Annotated in this window: 19 protein-coding genes and 1 tRNA gene; 14 read left to right on the forward strand and 6 right to left on the reverse strand. The window is 69.3% G+C overall.

Annotated elements, in window-relative coordinates; genetic code table 11:
• Positions 1 to 25 precede the first annotated feature (25 nt).
• From ligD (LY12_RS14265) to LY12_RS14280, 4 genes are all read left to right on the forward strand, one after another.
• Positions 26 to 1051: a non-homologous end-joining DNA ligase gene (gene ligD, locus LY12_RS14265; protein WP_308292118.1), complete on the forward strand. Its 1026-nt coding sequence runs from the start codon at positions 26 to 28 to the stop codon at positions 1049 to 1051.
• Positions 1048 to 1989, forward strand: a complete 942-nt coding sequence (ligD, locus tag LY12_RS14270) for a non-homologous end-joining DNA ligase (protein ID WP_253856812.1) — start codon at positions 1048 to 1050, stop codon at positions 1987 to 1989. The genes ligD (LY12_RS14265) and ligD (LY12_RS14270) overlap by 4 nt, the downstream gene beginning before the upstream one ends.
• Before the next feature lie 108 nt (positions 1990 to 2097).
• The gene (locus tag LY12_RS14275) at positions 2098 to 3699 is read left to right on the forward strand and encodes an ATP-binding SpoIIE family protein phosphatase (RefSeq protein ID WP_253856814.1); all 1602 of its coding nucleotides are present in this window, start codon (positions 2098 to 2100) and stop codon (positions 3697 to 3699) included.
• On the forward strand, positions 3696 to 4019 hold the full coding sequence (locus tag LY12_RS14280) for an STAS domain-containing protein (protein WP_253856816.1): 324 nt from the start codon (positions 3696 to 3698) through the stop codon (positions 4017 to 4019). The genes LY12_RS14275 and LY12_RS14280 overlap by 4 nt, the downstream gene beginning before the upstream one ends.
• 132 nt (positions 4020 to 4151) lie before the next feature.
• Here the strand turns inward: LY12_RS14280 and LY12_RS14285 are convergent, their stop codons facing one another.
• Together LY12_RS14285 and LY12_RS14290 are read right to left on the reverse strand one after the other, a co-directional pair.
• Positions 4152 to 4871 carry an SIS domain-containing protein gene (locus LY12_RS14285; RefSeq protein WP_253856818.1) on the reverse strand — a complete coding sequence of 240 codons (720 nt, stop codon included), beginning with the start codon at positions 4869 to 4871 and terminating at the stop codon, positions 4152 to 4154.
• Positions 4872 to 4997: 126 nt separating this feature from the next.
• Complete coding sequence (locus LY12_RS14290; RefSeq protein ID WP_253856820.1) at positions 4998 to 6629, reverse strand: amidohydrolase; 1632 nt, start codon at positions 6627 to 6629, stop codon at positions 4998 to 5000.
• Positions 6630 to 8529: 1900 nt separating this feature from the next.
• Here LY12_RS14290 and LY12_RS25915 point away from each other — a divergent pair.
• A complete protein-coding gene (locus tag LY12_RS25915; RefSeq protein WP_301302505.1) occupies positions 8530 to 8658 on the forward strand; it encodes a hypothetical protein in 129 nt (42 codons plus the stop codon).
• A 128-nt stretch (positions 8659 to 8786) separates the two neighbouring features.
• Here LY12_RS25915 and LY12_RS14295 read toward each other — a convergent pair whose 3' ends face one another.
• Positions 8787 to 10223, reverse strand: coding sequence for an FAD-dependent oxidoreductase (locus LY12_RS14295; RefSeq protein WP_253856822.1), 1437 nt, complete (start codon positions 10221 to 10223; stop codon positions 8787 to 8789).
• Positions 10224 to 10329: 106 nt separating this feature from the next.
• On the opposite strand from LY12_RS14295, the gene LY12_RS14300 reads away from it, so the two are divergent.
• The 3 genes from LY12_RS14300 (at position 10330) to LY12_RS14310 (ending at position 14160) form a co-directional block, all read left to right on the forward strand.
• Positions 10330 to 11064, forward strand: coding sequence for a TetR/AcrR family transcriptional regulator (locus LY12_RS14300; protein WP_253856824.1), 735 nt, complete (start codon positions 10330 to 10332; stop codon positions 11062 to 11064).
• A 142-nt stretch (positions 11065 to 11206) separates the two neighbouring features.
• On the forward strand, positions 11207 to 12553 hold the full coding sequence (locus LY12_RS14305) for a DUF2252 domain-containing protein (protein WP_253856826.1): 1347 nt from the start codon (positions 11207 to 11209) through the stop codon (positions 12551 to 12553).
• An 11-nt stretch (positions 12554 to 12564) separates the two neighbouring features.
• Positions 12565 to 14160: an alkaline phosphatase D family protein gene (locus LY12_RS14310; protein WP_253856828.1), complete on the forward strand. Its 1596-nt coding sequence runs from the start codon at positions 12565 to 12567 to the stop codon at positions 14158 to 14160.
• 371 nt (positions 14161 to 14531) lie between these two features.
• Here LY12_RS14310 and LY12_RS14315 read toward each other — a convergent pair.
• A tRNA-Thr gene (locus LY12_RS14315) sits at positions 14532 to 14604 on the reverse strand.
• A gap of 267 nt (positions 14605 to 14871) precedes the next feature.
• Here LY12_RS14315 and LY12_RS14320 point away from each other — a divergent pair.
• The 3 genes from LY12_RS14320 to otsB all read left to right on the forward strand — a co-directional run bounded on the left by LY12_RS14320 (position 14872) and on the right by otsB (position 20769).
• Entirely contained in the window at positions 14872 to 16398 is a 1527-nt protein-coding gene (locus LY12_RS14320; protein WP_253856830.1) for a threonine/serine exporter family protein, read from the forward strand.
• A gap of 201 nt (positions 16399 to 16599) precedes the next feature.
• On the forward strand, positions 16600 to 18036 hold the full coding sequence (locus tag LY12_RS14325; protein ID WP_253857401.1) for an alpha,alpha-trehalose-phosphate synthase (UDP-forming): 1437 nt from the start codon (positions 16600 to 16602) through the stop codon (positions 18034 to 18036).
• 204 nt (positions 18037 to 18240) lie between these two features.
• Complete coding sequence (gene otsB / locus LY12_RS14330; RefSeq protein ID WP_253856833.1) at positions 18241 to 20769, forward strand: trehalose-phosphatase; 2529 nt, start codon at positions 18241 to 18243, stop codon at positions 20767 to 20769.
• A 184-nt stretch (positions 20770 to 20953) separates the two neighbouring features.
• On the opposite strand, the gene radA is transcribed toward otsB, so the two are convergent.
• Together radA and LY12_RS14340 are read right to left on the reverse strand one after the other, a co-directional pair.
• The gene (radA, locus tag LY12_RS14335) at positions 20954 to 22321 is read right to left on the reverse strand and encodes a DNA repair protein RadA (RefSeq protein WP_253856835.1); all 1368 of its coding nucleotides are present in this window, start codon (positions 22319 to 22321) and stop codon (positions 20954 to 20956) included.
• Between the two features lie 89 nt (positions 22322 to 22410).
• The gene (locus LY12_RS14340) at positions 22411 to 22956 is read right to left on the reverse strand and encodes a copper chaperone PCu(A)C (protein WP_253856837.1); all 546 of its coding nucleotides are present in this window, start codon (positions 22954 to 22956) and stop codon (positions 22411 to 22413) included.
• Between the two features lie 361 nt (positions 22957 to 23317).
• Here LY12_RS14340 and LY12_RS14345 point away from each other — a divergent pair, with 361 nt between their 5' ends.
• From LY12_RS14345 to ispF, 3 genes are all read left to right on the forward strand, one after another.
• Positions 23318 to 23809, forward strand: coding sequence for a CarD family transcriptional regulator (locus LY12_RS14345; RefSeq protein ID WP_030532268.1), 492 nt, complete (start codon positions 23318 to 23320; stop codon positions 23807 to 23809).
• 105 nt (positions 23810 to 23914) lie between these two features.
• The gene (locus LY12_RS14350; RefSeq protein ID WP_308292119.1) at positions 23915 to 24559 is read left to right on the forward strand and encodes an IspD/TarI family cytidylyltransferase; all 645 of its coding nucleotides are present in this window, start codon (positions 23915 to 23917) and stop codon (positions 24557 to 24559) included.
• On the forward strand, positions 24556 to 25023 hold the full coding sequence (gene ispF, locus LY12_RS14355; RefSeq protein WP_253856839.1) for a 2-C-methyl-D-erythritol 2,4-cyclodiphosphate synthase: 468 nt from the start codon (positions 24556 to 24558) through the stop codon (positions 25021 to 25023). Before LY12_RS14350 ends, ispF begins: the two co-directional genes overlap by 4 nt.
• The last annotated feature ends 90 nt before the right edge of the window (positions 25024 to 25113 follow it).

Raw genomic sequence — 25113 nt, forward strand, 5'->3', positions numbered from 1 at the left:
CGGCCGGATCGGGTAGACCTCACCCATGACGGCGGACATCGACGATCCCGCGGGGCCCGAACCGCTTCCCCCTGTCCTGCTGCCGATGCTGGCCACGCCGGGCACGCTGCCCGGCGGCGACGGCTGGTCGTACGAACTCAAATGGGACGGCGTGCGCGCCCTCGTCCGCGCCGGCGGCGACGAGTTCACCGTGTTCTCGCGGCGCGGCGGCGACATCACCGCCACCTACCCGGAACTCGCCGGGCTGGCTTCGCAGTTGGCGGCTCCGGTGTGGCTCGACGGCGAGATCGTGGCGCTCTCCGGTGGCGTGCCCAGCTTCGCCTCGTTGCAGAAGCGCATGCATGCGCGGCCGGACCGTGCCGCGCACCTGGCCGTGCGGACACCGGTGACCTACGTCGTGTTCGACGTGCTGCACCACGACGGCCGCGGCCTGCTCACCTCGCCGCACGCCGAGCGCCGCGAGCTACTCGAATCGCTCGACCTCACCGGGCCGCACACGGCGGTGTCCCCGTGTTTCGACGACGGCGAGGCCGTCGCCGACACCGCGGCGCGGCAGGGACTCGAGGGCGTGGTCGCCAAACGGTCCTGCTCGCCGTACCGGCCGGGCAGGCGCAGCGAGGACTGGGTGAAGGTCACCGAGAACACCACGCTCGAGGTGGTCGTCGGCGGCTGGCGAACCGGCGAGGGCAGACGCGCGAACACGTTCGGCTCACTGCTGCTGGGCCTGCCGCGAGGCGAGTCCGGGGACGGTGGGTCCGGGGACAGCCATACTGCGCCGCCTCACCCACTGCGCTACATCGGCCAGGTGGGAACGGGTTTCACCGACGACATGCTCGACGAGTTGTCCGGCCGACTGCGCGATCTCGAAACCGCCGACCGCCCGTTCGCCCCCGACGACGTTCCACGCGAGCGGGCCCGCGGTGCACACTGGGTCCACCCGGTGCTCGTCGGTGAGGTCGAGTTCAAGGCGTGGACCGACGACGGCAGGCTGCGCGCGCCGTCCTGGCGCGGGCTCCGCCCCGACCGCACCCCGGAGGAGTTGTCGCCGTGAGCACAGATCCGAACAACCCGGTCGTCGACATCGAAGGCCGCTCACTTCGGCTGTCCAACCTGGACAAGGTGTTGTACCCGGAAGCCGGGTTCACGAAGGGCGAGGTCATCGACTTCTACGCCGCCGTGGCACCGGTACTGCTGCCACATGTGCGCGACCGGCCACTGACGCTGAAGCGTTTCCCCGACGGAGTCGAGGGAACGTCGTTCTTCGAGAAGAACGTGTCCCGGCACGCACCGGACTGGGTTCGCACGGTGCGCATCGACACCCCGGGCAGCTCCCGGGGCGCGGAGTATGCGGATTTCGCGCTGATACAGGATCTGCCGACCCTGGTGTGGACGGCGAACCTCGCCAGCCTCGAACTCCATGTTCCACAGTGGACCGTCGGCCCACGCGGCGGCGTGCGCGAACCCGACCTCCTGGTGTTCGACCTCGACCCTGGGCAACCTGCCACGATCGTCGAATGCTGCCGGGTCGCGGAGCTGCTCCGGGAACAGCTGGCCGACGACGGTTTCGCCGCATACCCCAAGACCAGCGGTTCCAAGGGGATGCAGCTCTACTCGCCCATCCGCACCAACGATTCGGGCCACCCGCGAGAGTACGCCAAACGGCTCGCGCAGCGCCTCGAGGAGCAGCACCCGGACCTCGTCGTGTCCCGCATGACGAAAAAGCTCCGTGAAGGCAAGGTGCTGATCGACTGGAGTCAGAACAATCCGCAGAAGACCACGGTCGCACCGTACTCGCTGCGCGCGCGGCCTCACCCGACCGTCTCAATTCCTCTTACATGGAAAGAAGTTGCACATTGCAGCAACCAGGGTGACTTGACGTTCACCGCAGCGGACGCCAAAGATCGCACAGCGTCACACGGCGACCTGTTCGAACCCCTCCTCGACGGGGATCGGCCCCTGCTGCGAGCGGAAACGGGCAACCATGGGTAGCACACGGTCGACGCTGCGTGAAACCTCTCGAATCCGGAAATGCGACGTCCGCGGGGAAACCGCGGCAAACGAATGCTGCAGCCCCGCAGGAGGGTTAGCCTGAAGCACATGCCGAAGTCCCATCCGGGCAGCGCCACCGACCGCCTTCACCGGATCGAGGTGGTCACCGACGCCGCGCTCGCCCACGTGGAGGTCGAACGGCTGCTCGAGGAAATCCTCGAACGGATCAGGGAACTGCTCGCCGCCGACACGGCCACCGTGCTGCTGCTCGATTCGGGCGCGCACCACCTCGTCACCAGAGCGTCGGCGGGCATGAAAGAGGCCGTCCGCCAGGGCGCACGCGTCCGCGTGGGCGAGGGCTTCGCGGGCAGGATCGCGGCGACGCGCGAATCGCTCGTGTTGCACGATGTCAACGAAACGACCGTCGTCAACCCGATCCTCTGGCACCGCGGGATCCGGTCATTGGCGGGCGTTCCTCTCATAGCGGACGGCGAACTGCTCGGCGTACTGCACGTCGGTGCACTTTCGACGCGCACGTTCGACGACACCGACGTCGAGTTCCTCCGCGTGGCAGGCGATCGCGTCGCGATGGCGACCCGCAACCGGATGACCGGCTCCGGCCAGGCGGCCGCGCTGTCGCTGCAACGCACCCTGCTGCCCGGCACACTTCCCGAGATCTCCGGTCTCGACATGGCGGCGCGATACGCCCCTGGCGAGGCAGGAGGCGTCAGCGGCGACTGGTACGACGTCTTCAAACTGCCCTCTGGCTGGTTGTGCGGAACCATGGGCGACGTGGTCGGCCGCGGCCTCGACGCCGCCACCGTCATGGCGCGCCTGCGCACCGCGATCCGGGCGTATGCGCTCGACTCCGCCGATCCGGCCGAGGTCTTGACCAAACTCGACCGCCACATCCGGCACTTCGAACCGACCATGATGGCGACGGTGGCCTACGCGATGTGGGAACCCTCGCTCTGCCGTATCCACCTCTCACTCGCGGGGCACCTCACTCCCGTGATCGCACCCGATGCGGAACCCGCCGAACTGCCGGACATCCCCGTCGACCCCCCGGTCGGCGCGGGCACGGTGCCCCGGCCGCGCCGGACGACGACGATCGACATCGCACCCGGCACGACCGTGCTGTTCTACACCGACGGACTCGTCGAACGCAGACACCGGCCCCTCGACGAAGGACTGGCATTGCTGCGCGGCATCGTGCGCTCCGGCCCCGCCGAGTCGCTGTGCTCCGACGTGATGCTCCAGCTCGTCGGCACCGACCCGACCGACGACGACGTCGCATTGCTGGCCGTCCGCCGCCGCCCCGAGGCGGCCCAGCCCGAGCTGACACTGACGCTCGAAGCCGTCCCGGAGTCGCTCGCGGAGGTCCGCGCGGCGCTTCGCCGCTGGCTGCCGACCGTCGGTGCCACCGACGACGACCTCGACGACCTGCTGGTGATCATCGGCGAGGCGGGCGCCAACGTCATCGAACACGCCTACGGGCCCGCCGGCGGCCAGTTCCAGGTGCACCTGGCGGCCTCCGACGGGCGGATCGAAGGAACGGTGCGGGACCAGGGAAACTGGCGGGCCGCACGAGGAACCAACAGAGGCAGGGGGACGCAGCTGATGCAGCAACTGAGCGACGACCTGCACATCGACCACGACAACGGGGGCACCACGGTGCAGCTGCGCAGAAGTCTGGGGCGCCGGTCATGACGGAGGCTCACGTCGAGCTCCGGCGCGACGGCGAACCACAGTCCGTCGAGATCACGGTCGCGGGCGAGATCGACCTCTCCAACGCCGAACAAGTACGCAGCGAGCTTTACCACGCGATCGCGAACGACCTCATGCACGTGTCGCTCGACCTGACCAGTGTGTCCTACCTGGACAGTTCGGGGCTGCACATCCTGTTCACGCTCGCCGACCGGCTGCAGCGACTGCAGACCGAACTGGCCATCGTTGCGCCACCCGGAACGCCCGCGCGCCGCATCGTCGAACTCGCGGGCTTCGACGCGGTGGCGACATTACGGCCCTGACGGCGCGGGTCCCGCCCGAACCTCGGCGGGCCGTGGCCGCGGGGAACCACGGGCGGGCGCCGAGCCGGATACCGGCCCGGCGCCCGCGCGCCGTGGTCAGCCCCGCGCCGGCCGTGACCTGCCCGGGCGTGATCAGCCCAGGTCGGCCGTCAGCTCGGGAATACGCTCCGAGTACCGGGCGAACAGCTCCGCGTTGCGCTCGTCGCCACCGGCGACGTTGGCACTCGTCCACAGTGGAAGGACGCTGCCGCGCTGCTCCGCCTGCCGGTGCAGCTCGGCCAGCACGGCCGACCAGGTGTACGCGCCGAGAACGGTCGACACCGCCGACGTGCGCGGCGCATCCACCGGGTACACGGCGTCACCCGCGGGCACACCCGTGTCGAGCACGAGATCCGCGTGATCCGCGACCCGCGTCCCCGACCGGTCCGTCGACCCCGCCGAGGCGGCGATCGACGTGACCGCGATCACCGGCACCTCGCGGGACGCGGATTCCTGCGCGATCTCCACCGGGTAGGGGTTCCGCCCGCTCGTGGAGAACACGACGACCACGTCGGGCGGCGTCGGCTGTGCCTCCTTGATCAGCGCCCTGCCGCGGCCGATCTCGCGTTCCGCGGCCGTACTGCGCAGTGCCCCGCCGAGCGGCACCACCTCCGGGTCCCACAGCGGCCGCACCGCGGCGAGCCCTCCGGCGCGGTAGAACGTCTCGCACACCATCGCCACCGAATGGCCCGCACCCGCCGTGTGGATGACGCCGCCGCCGTCCACACAGTCGAGCAGCATCGTCGCGGCCCGTTCGATCGCGGCCGAGTCCCCGTCCACCGCGTCGAGCAGTTCCCGCACGGTATCCCTCATCGCGTGCACCTCCCACGTTCACTCTCGCAAGCGCCAGGCTCGCACCACGCGCCCGGCGCGGCAGGCGGTACCCACGTACCGTGTCGGCTTCGTCTCACTCCGTGGTCGGGCGGGTTTGGCGACGGTTCACTCGGGGAACGAGAAGCGGTCCGCCCCGTGCACGGCCCTGCCGGCGACGAGGGTGGCCTGCACGCCGATCTCCCCGATCTTCGAGTCCGGCACGGCCGTGGGGTCGTCGTCGAGCAGCACGAGGTCGGCATACGTCCCCCGCTCGATGTGCCCGCGCACGTTCTCCTGCCCCGCTGCGTAAGCGGCACCGGTGGTGAACGCCCGCAGCGCCTGCTCGGCGTCGACGCATTCGTCGGGCGAGGCGACGGCGCCGCTCTTCGTCTTGCGCTCGACGAGCGACTGCATGCCCAGCAGCGGCGCCCCCGCCGACACGCACGGCCGGTCGGAGCTGCCGACGACCGGGAGCCCCGCGTCCACGAAGGACCTGCTGCGGTACACCCACGGCATGCGCTCCTGGCCGACGGCGTCGGCGATCGTGTCGCCGATCTCGTAGAGGAACCGGGCCTGCGGCACCGGGACGACGTCGAGCGCCGCCATCCGCGCGAGGTGCTCCGGTCGCGTCATGGCGGCGTGCTCGATCCGGTGCCGCACTCCGGGACGTGGCAGTTCCCGCTGTGCCTGCTCGAAGATGTCGAGGGTGAGGTCGATGGCGCGGTCGCCGATCGCGTGAGCGGCGACCCGCCAGCCGCCGTGGTGCGCGGCGAGGATCGCCTTGCGGAGCACGTCGGGGTCGTCACCCAGCAAGCCGTGGTCGTCGGCGCCGCCGTGCCCGCAGAACGGCGCCGTGACGGCGGCGGTCCGGCTCGACAGTGCGCCGTCGGTGAAGATCTTCATGGGGCCGATGCGGAGGAACTCGTCGCCGAATCCGGTGCGCAGGCCCAGGTCGAGGCCGTAAGCCTCGTCGACCTCGTGCAGCACCTCGCGCGCGGGCATCAGCTCGACGCGCTGGTTGAGGTCCCCGCGGGCACGCGCGATCTGATAGGCGGCCGCCTCGGCGGGGCTGTGCCCGATCCAGCCGCCGCCGATACCCGCCTCGGTGACGTGCGTGAGTCCCTCGGCCGCGTACACGGCGGAGGCCCGCGTGATCGCGTCGGCCAGGTCGCCGACCGGGTACGGCTTCACCAGCCGGTCGACCAGCTGCTGGGCCTGTTCCGCGAGCAACCCGGTGGGCTCCCCGTCGGCGCCCCGTTCGACGGCGCCGCCCGCGGGGACGACGGCCGAACCGTCCAGCACTCCGGTGAGCTCCAGGATCCTCGTGCTCACCGTCGCCATGTGGGCCGAACGGTGCTTGAGCCACACCGGCCTGCCGCCGCCCGCACGGTCGAGCGCCGCGCGGTCCGGATGACCGCCCAGTGCGAAGTCGTCGTATCCCGAGCCGATGACCCAGCCGTCGGCGGGGAGCTTGGCCGCCTCCGCCGCGACGACGTCGTAGAGCTGCTCCGGCGTCGTCACCGTGGACAGGTCGGTCTCCGCGAGCGAGAGGCCGTACCAGACCATGTGGTTGTGGGCGTCGGAGAAGCCCGGGGTGACGATCGCGCCGTCGCCGTCGACGACGTGGCGGGCCGGCAGCTCCGCGACCTCGTCGTCCACCCCGATGATGCGGCCGCCCAGCACCCCGATGGTGTGAGCGCGCGGGTGGGCGGGGTTCAGCGTGAGGGCGCGCACGTCGCGCAGCAACAGATCCAGCATGGCGACAGGGTAGGCGCATCCCGCCCCGGCACGTCCCGAATCCCGCCACCCTCTCGCGTGTCCCGCGCCCGCCCGTCGCCGGACCACGACCTCCAACGCCACGCTGACTCGCGACTGCATCCTTGCGCGTGTCCTGCACTCACCCTTCGCCCGACCGCACCGACACGCAACTGCGTTCTCGCGCGTGCTAGGTACTCGCAGCGGCGATTGCCGCACCCGGGGAGCGGGCTCCTCACTCAACCCAATTGACCCGATCGGGTGAACAACTTGACAGGGGCAGCCACTTTGACCCCGCCCAGCGTAAAGCTCCTTCCGAAAACACGAGCCCATCTACCCAAAAAAGCTCATCGCACCACAAGGAATACAAACAGAACGTGTTTATCTCGAAAACATAAAAAGACAACGTCGACATATAATCATTTACGCCAGCAGCGATACATCAGAAGGAAACCCGAGTAACCTACAAGGTCGTGGGGAAATAGCTCACCAATATTATTGATTCGCTACAAACCTGGGGTTCCAATTGAGTGATAATAGGCCGCGACTAAGGCCTCTGATGGCAGCACTTGCGCCGGCGATTGTGATAGTATTCTTATTTGCCAATTCTTATACCGCTTGGGCTCACGTAGTGTCGCGCAGCGGATACACCTACTGGTCAAATGACTTGTGCACTTGGGCCCAGTCAGAAACTTACGACGGGTCCAAACAAGGCGGAACAAAGTCAATCGCCGCACTTTACTCGATGCTGAGCACTCCTATCGGTGATTACGCGTGCGACGACGCACTGAACGCGACGCCAGGCTACTTGCAGACTCAATGGAACGTCCACCGTTTTCGCGCAGACCAGACCCTCTACTGGTGTGCAAGTGGCTCACCGATGAGAAATCCGGTCAGCACCCACAGTTACGCGGTATATTGGGATTTCCGAAGTCCACCCTGCGGCAAGGGTCACTACACGAATCGAACATGGTCGTTCCATAAAAATGGAGGGCAGTGGTTCGGCGGAGACATGTGGTCCGGAAGGCACTGGTGGCCCTCGTAAAGACCTATTTGTACAATCTAAAAATTCGTGTCAACTTTTTTACGGCAGAGGACGTTCGCCACATGAATACCAAGCTATGGTCAACCACGGGCGTCGTATTATCCCTTGCAGGGATTTCAGGGTTCATCGCCGCCACGCCCGCCACAGCAGATCACGGGCGGGCCACAGAGAAACCGGTTGCTGTGGTTCAATCCAACGAGTCGAACTGCGACCCCAAGCTCGCACAGATGGGCCTCGTGGACTCCAATGGACAGCCGATCGTGGACAGTAACGGTAAAGAGGTCCGAATCGACGGCAGGTCACCGGCGTGCGGTGGTCCGCCCATGAGGATGGACATACCCCACCAGCGTTCCAGTAACTTCTCTATAACGGAATCCGAGGGCGAAGCAGGCATGTCGGAGGTGTCAGAGGCAGCCCCGCCTGTCACAACGTTCGACCACTTGCACGGTAAGTCACGAGCCGAAATACGCACCTGGATGGAGAATGAAGTATTCGCCAAGGGAATCCGTCCTTGACACGCATAAATTGCATGTTTAACTAACTGTGCTTACGAGCCTGGGGCGCTTTCTGCGCCCCAGGCTGTAGCCCTGAGTAGGGGGTGGCTGCGTGCCTTTCAACAATCGATCCACCGCGATCGCGGTCCTACTGATTCACTTCGGTGTGAATCTTGGCCTGCTGCTATGGACTATGACTGACCCTCTCGCATCGACGAGACCGCTCGCCTGGATCGTCCTGACTGCCGAGGTCGTTCTCATCGGGGTACTCCTGATGCGGAGGAGTCGGCTCCCATGGCGTCTTCTCGTCGGGTTAGACGCCGTGTGGATAACCCTTCACATCGCCTCACTCATCGTATCTCCGGTGGCGTTCACGGCCGTACTGACCGTCATCCAGATCGCGCGGTTGGCGCTCCTGTTCACCACCCCCGTCCGGAGGCTCGCCGAGTCGAAGTCGCCGCATTCTGCCCAGACCGGCATCGCACCCCACTAGACAGCGAGTTCGGGCGACACGGCTCCTGGCGCTTGTCGGCGACAGGGTAGGCGCATCCCGCCCCGGCACGCCCCGAATCCCGCCACCCTCTCGCGTGTCCCGCGCCCGCCCATCACAGGACCACGGCCTCACGCCGGCGGTCCCACTCCCGGCTCGGTCACCGCGGGGGCCGCGCTCGAACCGGACGTCGCGCCGGCCCGGTTCGCCTCCGTCGGCGCCGGTGGGGTCGTGCCGGCCTGCCCGCGCCGACGCAGCGCGGCGCGGGCGACCCGCAGCCCGGCGTCGGGAGTCAGCAACCGGGTCGGCGGTGCGTACAGGGTGAACACCTGGAGGAATCGGTCCAGCAGCACGGGGTCGTCGGCGACCGCGCCGAAGAACGTGTCCCCGAACGGCGCGAGCGCGCGGATCGGCCACGGCAGGGGTCCGGTGGCGGCGCCGAGGATGGCCCGGTCGGCCACGGCTGCCAGGTGCCACGTGTCGCGGATCGGTTTCGCGGCGGCGCGGAAGTACCGGCGAGGCAGGTCGTGCGCGCCGCGGCGCAACGTCGCCGCCAGCGCTTCGGCCTGCATGGCCGCGACCGTCATGCCCTGTCCGTACGTCGGGTTGAGGCTGCACACACCGTCGCCGAGGACGAGCAGCCCGTCCGGGAACGCGCGCATCCGGTCGTAGCGGCGCCAGCGGCTGGCCGGGAAGGTGCGCGAGTTCGGTTCGGTCAACGGTTCCGCGGAGCGCAGCGCGTCGACGACGTGCGCGGGGGCGAACTCGGCCGCGAAGTCGACCATGCCTGCCGTGGCCGTCGGAGGTGCATGGCCGCCGACACCGAACACCGACACGTCCCACATCTCGTTCTCGTGCCGGAACATCGCGGCTCCGGTCGGGCGATCGGCCGTGGCGCTGATCAGCACCATCTTCTCGGCCAGCGCCCCGGATTCGATGCGCAGCTGCAGGCTGGAGTAGGCGCCCCTGACCTTGACGGTGTCCTCGTCCGGGCGCGGGAAACCGAGTTCTGTCAGCCACACCGGGGTGCGGGATCCGCGGCCCAGCGCGTCCACGACGAGGTCGGCGTCGAGTTCGAACGGCCCGTCGGGCCCCGTGGCGCGTACCCCGGCCACGCCTCCGCTTCCGGTCACGAGTCCGTCCACAGTGCACCGTTCGAGGATCCGAACGGTGGGCAACGCCGCCAGGTGCTCTCGAACCCGCTGTTCCAGCATCGGACGGCTGGGCACGTGGATCGCCGCTTCCGGCCCGGGAGCCGTCCCCACGAGGTGGTGTCCCAGCGGTTCGAAGTGGATCTCGTCGGCGTCGTCGCGGATCACCGGCACGCCGCGGCCTTCGAGGTCGGCGAGCAGTCCGGGGAAGAACGCGTCGAGGAGAGCGCCGCCCCGCGGCAACAGCGTGTGCCCGTGCGGGCCCTGCGGGACTCCGCGCCGGGGGCGCGCGGCGTCGGGGAGCGTGTCGCGGTCGAGCACCGTCACGGACTCGTAGTGCCGGGCCAGTACGCGGGCGGCGAGCAGTCCGCCCATTCCTGCGCCCATGACGACGGCGTGTGTCCCGTGTGTCTGCATCGCTGGCCTCCTCGGCCGCTCGGGATGGCGTTCCGGCCTGTCGCCGAAACGGGAAAAACATTGTTATGTTGCTATCCATAACATAGTTACGGCATGGTTGGCCACCATGAGCACGAAGGACCGCCTCGTCGAGGCCGGACTCCGGTTACTCGAATCGGAGGGGCCGGAATCGCTGAACGCACGCAAACTCGCCGCCGAGATCGGCGCATCGACGATGACCGTCTACACCCACTTCGGCGGAATGGCAGGGCTGTACGAGGCACTGCTACGACAGGCGTTCGTACGGTTCGGGCAGGCCCTCGCCGCGGTCGAGCACACCGACGACGCGGTCGCCGACCTGCTCACCCTCGGCCTGGCCTACCGCGACTTCGCCTCCGCCAGCCCACAGCGGTACCGCCTGATGTTCGGGGTGACCGCACCGGGCAGCAGCATCGCGCCGCCGCACGATCTGACCGAGGAGGGGTCGCCCGGCGGAATCCCGGAGGCCTCGGCGACGTTCGACGAGCTCCGCGAAGCCGTGCAGCGCGCACTCGACACCGGGCGTATCGACGGCGACGACCCCGTCGCGATCGCTGCCCAGTTCTGGAGCATGATCCACGGTTTCGTACTGCTGGAGATGTCGGGCTACTTCGGAACGGAAGGCGGCGGCGTCACCACGGTCCTCGCCCCGCACGCGACGAACCTGCTGATCGGGCTCGGCGACGATCCGGCCGCGGTCGCGCGCTCGGTGCGGTCGGCGCGGGAGCGGTTCGGCGACGGCGCGGGCCCGCCGCACCCCGGATCGCGAACCCCGGACGTCCGGCGAGGCCCACGGCCGGGCCGAACCTCGGGCCGCAGGTGAGACACTCGGCCCGGCCCACAGGCGGGGCGCGCGGCGCGCGACTCTGACAGGATCGGCCACGGCGGCCACGGGTGTTTCGAACGTGGCCGGCGCAGCTGCACACTCCGCTACGAACAGCGGCGACGGTGGAGGAGGAGTGGGCATGCACGACGGCATGAGCCGACTCGGCGAACAGGACCGGAAGGCCGAGATCATCGACGTGTTCGTCGACGCCTTCGGAGACATGATCAAGGCGGATCCCGACGCGTTCCGCAAGAAGTTCCGCAAGATGGCCGACAACCCGTTCGCGTTCTACCGCGGGGCGGCCTGCCTGTTCTACAACGACATGGCCGGAGCCGACGACCCGTGGGCCGACGCCCGCACCGGCCGCATCTGGATCCAGGCGGACCTGCACGCCGAGAACTTCGGCACCTACATGGACTCCGCGGGACAGCTCGTCTTCGACGTCAACGACTTCGACGAGGCCTACCTGGGTTCGTTCACCTGGGACATCAAACGCTTCTGCGCATCGGTGGCGCTGTTGGCGCGGCGCAAGGCGATCTCCGACGCCGACATCGACACGCTGATGGCCACCTTCGTGCGCTCCTACATCCGCATGGTGCGCGCCTTCGCCGACGGCATGCGTGACGAGGAGGAGTTCAAGCTCCACCTGAGCAACACCGAGGGCACCGTCCACGACGTGCTGCTCGACGCGAAGCTGAAGACCCGGATCGGCCTGCTGGAGGAGGCCACCGTCGTCGAGGAGCACGAACGCCGGTTCCGGCCCGGCCGAGGGGTGCGGCGGCTCGGCGACGAGGAGTACGCGCTGGTGCAGCAGGCCTACCGCCGCTACCTGGAGACGATCCCGGAGACCAAGCGCTTCGAGAGCCTCACCTACGACGTCAAGGACATCGTCGGCCGCAAGGGCTTCGGAATCGGGTCCGCCGGGCTGCCCGCCTACAACGTCCTGGTGGAGGGCCGCACCGAGGCGCTGGAGAACGACGTGATCCTGTCGATGAAGCAGGGCAACGTGGCTGCGCCCAGCCGGGTCGTCGACGACGAAGCCATCCGGAGCTATTTCGTCCACCACGGGCACCGCACGGCCGTGTCGCAACGGGCGCTGCAGGCCCACGCCGACCCGTGGCTCGGCCACACCGAACTCGGCGGCGAGGGCTACGTCGTCTCGGAGCTCTCGCCGTACGTCCAGGATCTCGACTGGTCCGACCTCACCGAGCCGAAGGAGATGCAGCCGGTGATCGACTATCTCGGGCAGGCGACCGCAGGGATGCACTGCGTCTCCGACGCCGACTCCGAGCAGTCGCTGGTGCCCTTCCAGAGCGAGGAGGCGATCCTGTCGGCCGTCGGCTCGGACGAGGACGGTTTCGTTCGCGACATGGTGGCGTTCGGCGCGAACTACGCGCGGCAGACGCGGCAGGACAGGGAGCTGTTCGTCGACGCCTTCCGGAACGGCGAGATCCCCGGTCTCGAACCCGTTACCCCGATCTCGTGAAGAAGGCAGGCGTGACAGCGCAACTCCTGCTCGGCCCGCTGCTGCGGCACGTGGGCGAGACGACGGCGACGGTGTGGGTCGAAACCGACTCGCCCTGCACGGTCGACGTGCTCGGCAACACGGCCCGCACCTTCGAGGTGTACGGCCACCACTACGCCCTGGTGGTCGTCCGCGGCCTGCAGCCGGGCACGAGCACGCCGTACGAGGTTCGTCTCGACGGCGAGCTCCGCTGGCCCGATCCCGGGTCGGCCCTGCCCGCCAGCAGGATCCGCACGCTCGGTGGCGGCACCTTCCGGCTCGTGTTCGGTTCGTGCCGCAGGCCGGGGCACGAACGGGGCATCGGTTCCGACGCGCTCGTCGCCTACGCGGGCAGGATGACGCGGCTGGCTGAGTCCGAGTGGCCCCAGGCGCTGCTGCTCCTCGGTGACCAGGTTTACGCGGACGAACCGACCGCGGAGACGAAGGAGTGGCTGGCGCGCCGCAGAGACCTGCGCACGCCGCCCGGCGTCGAGGTGACCGATTTCGACGAGTACGCCCACCTCTACTACGAGAGCTGGACCGAACCGCTGCTGCGGTGGCTGCTGTCGACGGTGCCGACATCGATGATCTTCGACGACCACGACGTGCGCGACGACTGGAACACGTCGCGAGCGTGGCGCGAGCAGATGGCGGCGGAGCCGTGGTGGCCGGAGCGGATCCGCGACGCGCTGGTGTCGTACTGGGTGTATCAGCACCTGGGCAATCTCGGGCCGGACGAGCTCGCCGACGACGAGATCTTCAAGGCGGTCACCGAGCACGACGGCGACGCCGCACCGCTGTTGCGCGAGTTCGCCCGGCGCGCCGACGCCGACAGCACCAGCGTCCGTTGGTCCTACCGGCGCGACTTCGGGCCGGTCAGGCTGCTGATGATCGACACCAGGGCCGGGCGAATGCTGGAACCGGGTGGCCGGTCGATGGTCGATGACGACGAGTTCTCGTGGATCGAGGCGAACGCCGAGGGCGAGATCGACCATCTGCTGCTCGGGTCGTCGCTGCCGTGGCTGCTGCCGCACTCGATCTCCGACGGGGAGTCGATCAACGAGCGCGCCTGTGAGAAGCCGGGGCTGCGCGGCCGGTGGGCGGAGACGCTCCGCCAGGCCCTCGACATGGAGCACTGGGCGGCGTTCCGGAAATCGTTCGACCGGCTCGCCCGCCTCATCCGCCGGGTGGCGAGCCGGGACAACGCACCCGCCTCGGTCACCGTGCTCTCCGGCGACGTCCACCACCACTACGCCGCCGAGGCCACGTTCGGCGAACCGCTGCGGCCGCGGGTGCATCAGCTGACCTGCTCACCGGTGCACAACGAGGCGCCCGCCTACATCGCGTGGGGATTCCGGATCGCATGGTGGCGCCCGCTGGCGGCCGTGATGCGCCGGTGGGCGCGCCGCGCAGGCGTCGCACCCAGCGACGTCGAGTGGCAACGGGTGTGGGGCCCGCACCTGCCCAACGCCATCGCCACCGTCGAGTTCGACGGACGTGACGCCCAGGCGATCTACGAGCGCGCCGCCGGCGACGACGACCTCGTCACCGCGGCACGGCTGCCGCTCACCACACCTGCCGACCGGTGAAGGCGGGTGCGGACGAGCGTGCGCACCCGCCGGAACCCGTGTCGTCCCACTCGGCGGCCGTCCCGCTCCGCTGCACTCCCCTCCGGGACTGCGGATGGGTCGCACCACGAGGCATGAACCTCCGGCTGTGAAACTCCCGCACTGTGAACCTCCGCCGCGGTGAGAATCCAGGGCTGAGAATCCGGGGCTGAGAATCCGGGGCTGTGAAGTTCCGGCGTTGTGAAGTTCCGGCGTTGCACGAGGACGACCTCGTCGAACCGGTTCCGGGGCAGGGAAAGCACCGAGCCCGAACCCACGAACGTGGATTCGGGCTCGGCCGGCATCTCTGAGAAATCACGTCCTGAGCGATCAGGTCCTGCGAGATCACACTGAGCCGGCAACAGGATTCGAACCCGCGACCTGCTGTTTACAAGACAGCTGCTCTACCAACTGAGCTATGCCGGCACGGCTCACCTCGCGGCGAGCACGCGTCCAGTATAGGACCGCGGTCCCGGCGCGGGCGAACCTCCCTGAACCCGCAACACACAGCGGCCCAACACACCTCGAACACACACTCCTACCTGCGAAAACGCCCGCAAGTGAGTAAATTGGACTCGGCGCAACGGGTCGCGCCGAAACGTGGTACAGGACACATGATCCGGGGTGCAACGGCGCGGGCCCGGCGGCCGATGCCACGGGGGAACAGATGAGCAGCTAGGGAGGTGGGGCCGTATGAAACTTAAGCCGCGCGCGAGAACGGCGGGACATCGCCGGCACGCGTGGCAGATCCTCGAGGCGCCGGCCGAGGATCGCAAGCACGAAGGCGACAGCAACCGTGGAACTCGCCAGCATCGCGGCCGCAATCTCCGGCAGCGCGCCTGGCAGATCCTCGAAGCCCCCACCGGCGAACACCCCGCGGTCGAACCGGACGCGGCCATCGGCCCCCAGCTGCCCGACGAACCGACCGTGCACATGGTGCTCGATCTCGTCGTGCGCATCGGCGAGGTCCAGATGGCCAGCGGAGCGGGCGCGTCCGACGTCACGGCGACGATCCTCGCGCTCACCCGCGCACTCGGCCTGCCCCACTGCGAGGTCGAGGTGATCTTCACGTCGATCACCGTGTCGTGCCACCGGGGCAGCGAGCTGTCCCCGGTGACCGCGCTGCGGGTGGTCCGGTCCCGCAGCCTCGACTACACGCGGTTGTCCGACACCGAACGCCTCGTGCAGAGGCTGCTCCGCAACAAGCTCAGCGCCGAGGAGGCCTACGCCGAGCTGCACCGCGTCACCGGCGCGGGCCACCCGTACCCGCGGTGGGTGTCGACGCTGGCGTGGGGCGGCATGGCCGGTTTCATCGGCCTGCTGCTCGGCGGTGACATCTGGACCGCGTTGGTCGCGTTCGTGATCAGTGCGGTGACCGACCGGATCGGCCGCGTGCTGAACCGCGTCTCCATGCCGTTCTTCTTCCAGCAGATGACCGGCGGGGTGCTGGCGTCGGCGGCGGCGATCGGCGTGGTCAACCTGGGACTGCTGCCACTGGAGCGACCGACATTGGTCGTGGCTGCGGCCCTGACGGTGCTGCTGTCCGGACTGTCGACCGTCTCGGCGGTGCAGGACGCCATCACCGGCTATTACGTCACCGCGGCGGGTCGAAGTCTCGAGGTCGCCCTGATGTCGGCGGGACTGATCGCCGGCGTGGCGGGCGGCATGCAATTCGCCGAGTACTTCGGCGCCGCGAGCACCCCGGTGCCGTCCGTGCCGTCGCTGCAGGTGCTGAACCTGCCGATCGTGATCCTCGCCGGCACGGGGGCGGCGGCGTGCTTCGCGCTCGCGTCGTACTCGAGCCTGCGCCCGCTACTGGTCGCCGCCTGCGCGGGCGCAGTGGGCGCGTGCGCCTACGGCACGCTGATGGTGCTGGAGGCGGGTCCGATCGTCGCGTCGGCGGTGGCGGCCACGCTCGTCGGCCTCGGCGGCGGCGTCATGGCGCGCAGGCTGAAGGTGACACCGCTGGTCGTGGCCGTGTCCGGCATCACCCCACTGCTGCCGGGCTTCGCGACCTACCGCGGACTGTCCGAATTGGCCGATTTCGGTAACATGACGCCGCTGATGGGTGCGGTAGCGACGGGTATCGCTCTCGCCTCGGGCGTGGTGTTCGGCGAGTTCCTCGCCCAGCCCGTCCGAACCGGACTCGGCAGACTGGAACGCAAGCTCGCAGGGCCACGCATGGCCGGACCCCTCGATCCAGGAGGAAACCCCGAATAGCCCCAGCGCGCTACTGTTCAACCCATGGCCCCCGCGCAGGAGAAGCCCGAAGCAGTGCCATCGAACGTCACGCCCTCGAACGCAGTGTCACCGAACGCGGTGTCATCGAATGCGGTGCCCTCCAACGCAGCGCACCCGAACACGGCGCACGCGAACACGGTGCCGCCGAACGGCTCCGAGCCCGCCACCGGCCCGGAGCAGGTGCAGGGACGGGGGCACGCAGGGGCCGAGTTCGTGGTCGTCGCCAACCGGCTGCCGGTCGACCTCGAACGCACCGAGGACGGGAACCAGCGCTGGACACAGAGCCCCGGCGGGCTCGTGTCCGCGCTGGAACCGTTCCTCCGTGCCCGCAACGGCGCGTGGGTCGGCTGGCCGGGCGTGCCCGACGTGGAGGTCGACGAGTTCAGCGACGACGGCCTCGTGCTGCACCCCGTCCGGCTGAGCTCCGCCGAGGTCCGCGACTACTACGAGGGCTTCTCCAACGCCACGCTGTGGCCGCTGTACCACGACGTCGTCGCCCGGCCGATCTTCGACCGAAGTTGGTGGGACGCCTATGTGCGCGTCAACCAGCGGTTCGCGGAGGCCGCCGCGTCGGTGGCCGGAGACGGCTCCACGGTGTGGATCCAGGACTACCAGCTGCAGCTCGTCCCCACGATGCTGCGCGAACTACGGCCGGACCTGCGCATCGGCTTCTTCCTGCACATCCCGTTCCCGCCGGTGGAACTGTTCATGCAGCTGCCGTGGCGGGCGGAGATCGTGCGCGGACTGATCGGCGCCGACCTCGTCGGCTTCCACCGGCCAGGCGGCGCACAGAACTTCCTGTGGCTGGCGCGCCAGCTCATCGGCCTCGAACCGAGCCGCGGCTCGGTGGGCGTGCGCTCGCGACCCGGCATGGTGCAGGTCGACGACCGCACCGTGCGGGTCGGCGCGTTCCCCATCTCGATCGACGCCGCCGGCCTCGACAAGCTGTCGCGCACCAGGTCCGTCGTCGACCGCGCCGCGCAGGTGCGGGAAGAACTGGGCGGTCCGAAGAAGATCCTGCTCGGCATCGACCGGCTCGACTACACCAAGGGCATCGACCTGCGGCTGCAGGCGTTCCACGAGCTGATGCAGGAGGGCCGCGTCGAGCCCGACGACGTGACGTTCATCCAGCTGGCGACGCCCAGCCGGGAACGCGTCGAGCACTACCAGCAGATGCGCGTCGACATCGAGCAGATCGTCGGCCGCATCAACGGCGAGTTCGGCCGGGTCGGTCACACGGTGCTGCACTATCTGCACCAGTCCATCGACCGCAGCGAACTCGCCGCACTGTTCCTGGCGGCCGACGTCATGGTCGTGACGCCGCTGCGCGACGGCATGAACCTCGTCTGCAAGGAGTACGTCGCGGCCCGCCACGACCTCGGCGGAGCGCTGCTGTTGTCCGAGTTCGCAGGCGCGGCAGCCGAGCTGAGCAGCGCTTTCCTGGTCAACCCGCACGACCTGGACGGGGTGAAGAACGCCCTCGAACAGGCTATTAAGCTCGACCCCGCGGAAGGTCGCCGACGAATGCGCGCCTTGCGTCGTCAAGTACTGACGCACGACGTCGACAGGTGGGCGCGTTCGTTCCTCGAAGCCCTCGGGGCCGGGCCGACGACCTGAGCACTCCCCTCGCGAGGGTGGGTGTAGAAGTGACGAGGTCACTTGACGTGGGGCTGTCCGCTTGCGCCGCTGCAGGTTCGCAGGCGTGCACTCGCCCGCAGGCGGGGCGGTTCCCGCAGGCGGGGACGGCGCCGACGAGGTGAACCGGCATTCGCCACCCGCCCCGCCACGCAAGCCACTCTGCACATCTTTCAAGGAGGAGTGTTGACCGCCGAGGCATTGCCCGCTGAGCTGCGGCGCGCGATCATGCAGATCGCCAGGACGCCGCGCCTGCTGGTCGCTTGCGACTACGACGGCACACTGGCGCCCATCACCGAGAAGCCCGACGAGGCCCGCCCGCTGGCCGAATCGGTCGGGGCGCTCCGGTCGCTGGCCGCCCTGCACGAGACCACGACCGCCGTGATCTCCGGCCGTGCCCTGCGCGACCTCGCCACGCTGTCGCGCCTGCCCGCCGAGGTGCACCTGGTCGGCAGCCACGGCTCGGAGTTCGACGTCGGCTTCGTGCACGACCTCGACGACGCGTCCCGCGCGCTGCGCGACAGCATCGAGGCCGAGCTCACGCGCATCGTCGACGGCGCAGCGGGAGCCGAGCTGGAGGTCAAGCCCGCGGGTGTCGCCGTGCACGTCCGCCGCGCATCACGACCGGACGCCGCCCACATCGTCGACGCCGTCCACAACGGACCCTGCACGTGGGACGGCGTGTCGGTGACCGACGGCAAAGAGGTCGTGGAGCTGTCGGTCGTGCAGACGAACAAGGGCAGTGCCCTCGGCACGCTGCGCCACCAGGTGGGAGCCACCGCAGCGCTGTTCATCGGCGACGACGTCACCGACGAGAAGGCGTTCGAACAGCTCACCGGCCCGGACCTGGGCATCAAGGTCGGGGCCGGCGACACGCTCGCGCACCACCGGGTCGGCGACACCGAACAGGTCGCCACAATCCTGGCGTTCCTGCTCGAAGAACGCCGCAACTGGCTCTACGGCGAGCAGGCCGCCCCGATCGAACGACTGTCGATGCTGGCCTCGGCACGTTCGGTGGCGCTGCTGACGCCGGACGCGAAACTGACCTGGCTCGCCCACCCCGGCCCCGACTCGGCGGCCGTGTTCGCCGAGCTGCTCGGCGGCGAGGGCGCGGGCCACTTCACGATCGCCCCGCACCGCAACGGTCTTCCGCTCGGCCAGCGCTACCTGCCCGGCACGATGACCGTCGAGACACGCTGGTCGAGGCTGCTGGTCACGGACTACATGGAGCCCGAATCACCCGCGCACCGCACCGACATCGTGCGGGTGATCTCCGGTGAGGCCACTGCGGAGATCACCTTCGCGCCGCGGCCGGAGTTCGGCGGCGTGCCCGTGCGGCTGGTGGCCCACGAGGAGGGGCTGCAGGTACTCGGCACCTCCGAGGCGTTCGTGCTGCGCTCACCGGGAGTCCGATGGGAGATCAGCAGCGACGGCCTGCACGACACGGCGACGGCACTCGTGCAGCCGCAACCCGGCGCACCCATCGTGCTGGAACTGCGCTGCGGCACCACCGATCTCGGACCCCACGAACTCCCCGAGATCGAACGCCGCGCCGAGGCGGGCCAGTACTGGAGCTCCTGGGCGGGCACGCTGAAGCTGCCCAGCGTGGAGTCCGAACTGGTCGCCCGGTCGGCGCTGACCCTGCGCGGGCTGATCCACGCCGACACCGGCGGCGTGATGGCCGCGGCCACGACGTCGCTTCCCGAGGAGATCGGCGGTGTCCGCAACTGGGACTACCGCTACTGCTGGATCCGCGACGGCGCCATGACCATGCGCGAACTGGTCACGCTCGGCACGCTCCACGAGGCCGAAGCGTTCCTCGGCTGGCTGCACGGCGTCCTGTCGACACTCGCGGGGCCGGAACGGCTGCACCCGCTGTACACACTCGCCGGCACACAGCTCGGCGCGGAGGCCGTGATCGACTCGCTGCCCGGCTACAAGGGCTCACGGCCGGTGCGGGTCGGCAACCTCGCCAACCACCAGGTGCAGCTCGACGTCTTCGGCCCCGTCGTCGAACTCGTCATGACGCTCGCCGAGGCACGCGGTGACCTGCGGGACGAGGACTGGCAGATGGTGCGGGCGATGGCCGAGGCCGTCAGCCGCCGGTGGGACGAGCCCGACCACGGCATCTGGGAGGAACGGCACGTGCCGCGGCACCGCGTGTACTCCCGCGTGATGTGCTGGCAGACGCTCAACCTGGCCATCCGCCTCGGCGAGGTGTACGGCCGCGAGATCCCGGCCGGCTGGCCGGACCTGCGCGACGAGATCGCCGCCGACGTGCTCGAGAACGGCTGGAACTCCGAGGTCAAGGCCTACACCACTGCCTACGACGGCACCGACCTCGACGCGGCGTCACTGTTCGTCGGCCTCGCAGGCCTGCTCGACCCGCAGGACGAGCGGTTCCAGCAGACGGTCACCGCGATCGAGGCCGAGCTGCGAAGCGGTGCGACCGTGTACCGCTACCACCGCGACGACGGCCTGCCCGGCGGCGAAGGCGGCTTCCACCTGTGCGCCGCGTGGCTCATCGAGGCGTACCTGCTCACCGGGAGGCGCACCGAGGCCGAGGAGCTGTTCGACCAGCTCGTCGACGCCGCGGGCCCGACCGGACTGCTCCCGGAGCAGTACGACCCGGTCGCCGAGCGTTCGCTGGGCAACCATCCGCAGGCGTACTCCCACATCGGGCTCATCCGCTGCGCGAGGCTGCTCTCCCGCTGAACCGCGGTCAGGACGACCGCCACTGCGAACCACACCTTCTCCTGATTTGTGATTTGGATCACAAATCAGGAGAAGGTGCAGCATCACGTCCGACGTCGTCCGTCCCTTCCGCGTAGCCGGCCGGGGCGTACGTCGGGGGACGCCCCGGCCGGCGCCCTGCGCTCGCGCCGACGCGGGCGGCCGCTCAGCCGGGGACGTACTGGACCGCGTGTACGGCACTGGCCAGGTCGGCGACCTCCAGGGCCTTGATGCCCTCGGGCAGTGGACCGGGGTCCGGCGGCACGAGGGCATGCGTGAACCCCATGCGCGCCGCTTCGGTCAACCGCCTGCCGACGCCCGTCACACGCCGCACCTCACCGGCAAGGCCGACCTCCCCGATCGCGACCAGCTTCGGCGAAAGCGCCTGGTCGGTGAACGCCGAGGACACGGCGAGCGCAGCCGCGAGGTCCACGGCGGGTTCGGTCACCTTCATCCCGCCGACCGTGGCCACGTAGACGTCCTTGTCACCGAGCGCCGCGCCACCACGTTTCTCCAGCACGGCCAGCACCATGCTCACGCGGGAGGAGTCGAGTCCGCTGACCGCGCGCCGCGGCTGGTTCAGATAGGACTTGCCGACGAGCGCCTGCACCTCGGCCAGTAGAGGACGCTTGCCTTCCACCGTCACGGTCACCGCGGTCCCCGGCACCGCTTCGGCGTGCCGGTTGACGAACAGCCCCGACGGGTCGGGAACGCCCGCGATGCCGTCGTCGCGCAGTTCGAAGCACCCGATCTCGTCGGCCGCGCCGAACCGGTTCTTCACCCCGCGGACCATGCGCAACGTCGAATGCCGATCACCTTCGAAGTGCAGGACGGCGTCGACGAGATGCTCCAGCACGCGCGGCCCCGCGACCGACCCCTCCTTGGTGACGTGCCCGACGAGCACCACGGGCAGTCCTCGCTCCTTGGCCAGCGCGACGAGCGCCGACGTGACCGCGCGGACCTGGGTGACCCCGCCGGGTGAGCTCTCGACCTGTGGCGACGACATGGTCTGGACCGAGTCGACGATCAGCAGTCCGGGTTTGACGTCGTCGACATGCCCCAGCAACGCGGACAGGTCGCTCTCCGCGGCGAGGAACATGGCGTCGTCGACGTTGCCGGTGCGCTCGGCACGCAGCCGCACCTGCCCGGCGGATTCCTCGCCCGTGACGTACAGCGCCGCAGAGCCGCTCTCCGCTGCCCAGCGGTAGGCGACCTCGAGCAGCAGCGTCGACTTGCCGACCCCGGGCTCGCCCGCCAACAACACCACGACGCCGGGTACGAACCCGCCGCCCAGCACCCGGTCCAGCTCCGACACCCCGGTCGGGGTCGCCCGGGACGACTCGACGTCCACCTGCGCGATCGGCCGCGCCGGAGCACTGGGTGCACCCGCCGCCACACGCGCGACCTGCGGACGCGCGTCACCGCGCTCCTCGATCGTCCCCCACGCCTGGCATTCCGGGCACCGGCCGACCCACTTGGCGACCTCGTAGCCGCACTCGGCGCAGCGGTAGGTACTCGACGTCTTCTTGGCCACGCCGGGGACGGTATCGGCCGCCACCGACAGTCCGGCGCAGGCCGCTCGGCGTCACGGGCGTTCGGCGCCGTGACGGGAGGTGCGGTGGCTCAGTGGCCTCCGCCGCCGCGCTCCTCGTCGTGGGCGGGCGCGTCGTGCCGCGGCTCCTCCGGAACCTTCATGGGCAGCTTCACCTCGAGGGTGCCCGCGTCCCGGAAGGTCAGCGTGGCCGTGACGTCCTGGCCGGGCCGGAGCTCCCGCTTGAGCCCCTCGAGCGTGACCTGGCCGTCGAGCTGCGAGGCGTCGGGCTTGCCCGGGCCGACGGCGAGGGTGGTGTCGGCGGGCACCGACGTCTCGCCGGTGATCGCGACGTTCTCCGCGGCGTCGCTGGTCACCGACTGCAGTTCGTCGGCCTGCAGACCGGTGTTGATGACGCTCATGACGACCTCGGCGTCCGAGCCCTCCAGATACGCGGCGGGCTCGACGTTCGCGGGGAAGGCGAGCTCGGCGTTGCGCACCGCGATGTCGCCCACCTCGGACGAACCGCCGTTGACGCCCGCGACCTGGGTGTCCGTCTGCGTGATCTGGCCTGCGCCGCATCCCGCGACGAGGAGCGAGATACCTGCGATGCCCGCACCGATCATGCGACGTTTCACTGCTCGAGTCCTTCCTTGCGCCTGCAACGCGTCACCGTCCTCTCCCGGAAGAGGAGGCCGGTAGGCAGACTATCCCGGCCGCCGCGGGCGGACAGCACCTGGTGGCGAGCACGACACTGTGTAGGGGCCGACACCCGTGACCGGGCACTTCGCCGGGAAACGGACGGCAAAAATGTCCATAGTGGATTTCAAAACCGCGGGAAACGGATCCCGCCCACCTGCGTGAGTATGCGAATTCCGCCGTTGTCAAGCCCCGGTGACCGCCCGATTAGCCCACTGACCTGCGAGGACGAAGGCAGCCGCCTGGTTGGACACACGTCGGACGTGCTAAGCTGGATACAGCGAAAGGGGCAGAGGACACATGGTTTTTAAGGTCGGAGAGACCGTCGTCTACCCGCACCACGGTGCCGCACTCATCGAAGCGATCGAGACCCGTGTGATCAAGGGCGAGGAGAAGCAGTACCTCGTCCTCAAGGTCGCGCAGGGTGATCTGACCGTTCGCGTTCCCGCTGACAACGCCGAGATCGTCGGTGTTCGTGACGTCGTGGGCGAAGACGGCCTCAATCACGTTTTCGACGTGCTGCGTGCTCCCCACACCGACGAGCCGACCAACTGGTCGCGTCGGTACAAGGCCAACCTGGAGAAACTCGCCTCCGGCGATGTGAACAAGGTGGCCGAAGTGGTGCGCGACCTCTGGCGGCGTGAGAAGGACCGCGGCTTGTCCGCCGGTGAGAAGCGGATGCTGGCCAAGGCGCGGCAGATCCTCGTGAGCGAGCTGGCGCTCGCCGAAGGTACCGACGAAGGCAAGGCCGAGGTGCTGCTCGACGAGGTTCTCGAAACCGCAGTCGTCTAGTTCCAGCGATTGCACAAGGTCGCTCCAGGGATCGCACAAGGTAACAACACCCTGAACGTCATCGCGCTGGTTCCACTCGGGAACGGGGATGCTGCGCGCTCCGGCGTGTTGCTTCCCGTTCGCGGGGAACCGTTGTTGTCACATGCCGTGCACGGCCTGCTCGACTCCGGATGCGTGGACCGGATCGTCGTGGCGGGACCGGCACGGCATCGTGCTGCTTACCCCCCTCTGACCTGCCACGGTGACCGCGTCGTGCTCGTCACCGACGAGCCGGTGGCCGGCGACATCGCCCCGGCGAACGCGAACCACGGGGACGCGACGCTGCGCTCGGCCCTGTCGGCCGCGGCGCCGGGCCCTGACGACGTCGTGCTTGTTCACGACGCCACCCGCGCGTTCGTCCCGGCATCGGTGATCGCCGCTGCCGTCGACACGGTCCGTGACGGAGTCGACGCGGCGGTTCCGGTCGAGCCCGTCGCGGACACGGTCAAGGTCGTCGACACCGAAGGCATCGTCCAGGGCACTCGCGACCGGTCACTGCTCCGGCACGCGCAGGCGCCCGTCGCCGTCCGCGCCGACGTCCTCGCCGAGCTGCTCACCGGCGCCGCAGCCCCCACGGGAACCGCGGAGCTCGTCGCCCGTCTCGACGGTCGCGCCCGCACCGTTCCCGGCGATCCGCACGGCATGTGCGTCCGCACGCCGTTCGACGTCGCCGTCATCGAAGCACTGCTGAGCACGGAGAACACCGCATGACCCGCATCGGCCAAGGCGTCGACGTCCACCCGATCGAGACCGGCAGGCCATGTTGGATGGCCGGGCTGCTCTGGCCCGACGACGACGGCTGTGCGGGTCATTCCGACGGCGACGTCGCCTCCCACGCACTGTGCGACGCACTGCTGTCCGCCGCGGGGCTCGGTGACCTGGGTGCCGTGTTCGGCACCGGCGACCCGCGCTGGTCGGGCGCCCACGGCCCGGAGCTGCTGGCCGAGGTGCGCCGCCGTGTCGAGACCGCCGGTTTCGGCATCGGTAACGCCGTCGTGCAGGTCATCGGCAACCGCCCCCGAATCGGCATCCGCAGGGACGAGGCGCAGCAGGTGCTCTCCGACGCCGTGGGTGGCCCGGTCAGTGTCTCGGGCACCACCACCGACGGCCTCGGCCTCACCGGACGCGGCGAGGGCGTCGCCGCGATCGCCACGGCACTGCTGCTGCCCCGGTGACCCGCTCGCCCGGTGACCACTGTCCCTGGGAATCCCTGGGATCACAGCCCCGGGGTCACGGGGACACCGCGGTGGCCACTGCCGTATCGC

The organism is Prauserella alba (genome assembly GCF_024171735.1).
GTDB lineage: Bacteria > Actinomycetota > Actinomycetes > Mycobacteriales > Pseudonocardiaceae > Prauserella > Prauserella alba.

Bases quoted from the DNA above. Each gene is read 5' to 3' on its own strand.
- ligD (WP_308292118.1), top strand. From the start codon at position 26: ATGACGGCGGACATCGACGATCCCGCGGGGCCCGAACCGCTTCCCCCT.
- LY12_RS14275 (WP_253856814.1), top strand. From the start codon at position 2,098: ATGCCGAAGTCCCATCCGGGCAGCGCCACCGACCGCCTTCACCGGATC.
- LY12_RS14280 (WP_253856816.1), top strand. From the start codon at position 3,696: ATGACGGAGGCTCACGTCGAGCTCCGGCGCGACGGCGAACCACAGTCC.
- LY12_RS14285 (WP_253856818.1), bottom strand. From the start codon at position 4,871: ATGAGGGATACCGTGCGGGAACTGCTCGACGCGGTGGACGGGGACTCG.
- LY12_RS14290 (WP_253856820.1), bottom strand. From the start codon at position 6,629: ATGCTGGATCTGTTGCTGCGCGACGTGCGCGCCCTCACGCTGAACCCC.
- LY12_RS14295 (WP_253856822.1), bottom strand. From the start codon at position 10,223: ATGCAGACACACGGGACACACGCCGTCGTCATGGGCGCAGGAATGGGC.
- LY12_RS14300 (WP_253856824.1), top strand. From the start codon at position 10,330: ATGAGCACGAAGGACCGCCTCGTCGAGGCCGGACTCCGGTTACTCGAA.
- LY12_RS14305 (WP_253856826.1), top strand. From the start codon at position 11,207: ATGCACGACGGCATGAGCCGACTCGGCGAACAGGACCGGAAGGCCGAG.
- LY12_RS14320 (WP_253856830.1), top strand. From the start codon at position 14,872: ATGAAACTTAAGCCGCGCGCGAGAACGGCGGGACATCGCCGGCACGCG.
- LY12_RS14345 (WP_030532268.1), top strand. From the start codon at position 23,318: ATGGTTTTTAAGGTCGGAGAGACCGTCGTCTACCCGCACCACGGTGCC.
- ispF (WP_253856839.1), top strand. From the start codon at position 24,556: ATGACCCGCATCGGCCAAGGCGTCGACGTCCACCCGATCGAGACCGGC.